The sequence below is a fragment of the Vibrio sp. 03_296 genome (genome assembly GCF_002265885.1).
Genome location: NZ_NPKW01000908.1, coordinates 1 through 1,480 on the forward strand (window position 1 = coordinate 1; position 1,480 = coordinate 1,480).

Genomic DNA, 1,480 nt, shown 5'->3' on the forward strand with positions numbered 1-1,480 from the left:
ACCAAAATCAGCATCGTCGACGAAAGAGCGAATGCCAAATAGGAAGTCAGAACCAACGCCAGCGTCATCCATTGTGTATCAAGTTTACCAAACTTGATTGAACCTAGCTCTTTAGAGTAGAAACCCATGTAAACATTACCAAACCGCTAGTTTTAATCTGTWAGCGCGGTTCATTGTTATCACCAGAGAATTCTAGGTAAGCACCGATTTGTAGGTCGTCGTTGATAGCGTAACGAGTGTCAAAGCMAAAGTCAGCATCATCGATCTCTTGCTTCAATTCAGCGTCTTTTTCCGTGCTTTTTTTGTAACGAACTTCTACGTCACCTTTCAGGTCAACCGTAACGCCTGCATTGTTGTATAGTTCGATTGCCTGTACAGATGTTGCTGCCATCAATACAGAAAGAGCTACTAGAGTCTTTTTCATAATAATCCACTGCCTTTTCTTAGTTTGGGAGTTCCTTGCCCGGTTCCTTTGTTTTTTGATTACTGATTTACCTATCCTGAGAAAGCTAACCAGCACCTGTAAATTTCGATTGTTAGATTGCAAAAGATTATTCTGACTGTCAAATTTCCTAAAAAACAAATATAAAAAAACATAAATTTCATCAAAAACAATAACTTGCATTGTTTGCATGCTTTTTTTTCGAGTAACTTCTAAGCAAAACAGGCCTAAATTACACAAATCGTTACAAGCAAATATTCGGAATAAAACACCTAAAAAGGAACAAAAAAATAGCCATTTAAGAATAAAACTCTTAACAACACCCTAGAGTGGCGGTTTATATTTTTATTTGATGAATTAAATCTAACCTTATGAAGGTTCAGTTTTTTTTGTGTAAGGAGATCTAGGTTTAAATTAAAAGGATCCAATTTCGTGAGATACGCCTCGCTTAGAGATGTGTGCTAGAATCCGTGGGTCTGAACATGGGTCACAGTATGATAACCAGTAAAATTCAAAGTTCTATTCGCACCAGCTATCAAAACCTGCAAAACCTGCTTGAAAACTTTATTCCTCGCCGAGCGCAAAACTATCTCGTTGCGGAGATGGCAAAAACACTTTGCGGTTACCTATCACAAAAAAATCGCATTCTTGTTGCAGAAGCAGGGACGGGAATCGGGAAATCACTTTCCTACCTTATGGCCGCAATTCCAGTGGCAGTACTTAACAACCGTAAAGTGGTGATTTCAACTGCAACAGTTACTCTACAAGAGCAATTGCTGAATAAAGACCTGCCTTTGTACAGAAGAATTTCAGACTTAAACTTTTCTTTTGTTTTAGCTAAAGGTCTAGACAACGCTATTGCTGTGCCGAAAAACTCGCTAGCGCCAGTGGCGTCGACGGTGGACAGCTAGCGATGTTTGAAACAAAAACCCCAAAAAAGAAAAGACATTGAGCTGTTAACCACGATGTATCAAAGCTTAGCCAAGGGGAAATGGGATGGTGATAGAGACAGTTGGCCTAAGCCTATTGACGACAGCC

General features: G+C 39.4%; 1 protein-coding gene and 1 pseudogene. One reads left to right on the plus strand and one right to left on the minus strand.

Annotation, left to right across the window (positions count from 1 at the left end):
• Nucleotides 1–103: 103 nt before the first annotated feature.
• On the minus strand, nucleotides 104–634 hold the full coding sequence (locus CIK04_RS34710) for a hypothetical protein (RefSeq protein WP_325205968.1): 531 nt from the start codon (nucleotides 632–634) through the stop codon (nucleotides 104–106).
• 302 nt (nucleotides 635–936) lie between these two features.
• Here CIK04_RS34710 and CIK04_RS28770 point away from each other — a divergent pair.
• Nucleotides 937–1,480 (plus strand): annotated as a pseudogene (locus CIK04_RS28770) (ATP-dependent DNA helicase DinG); the annotation flags it as partial.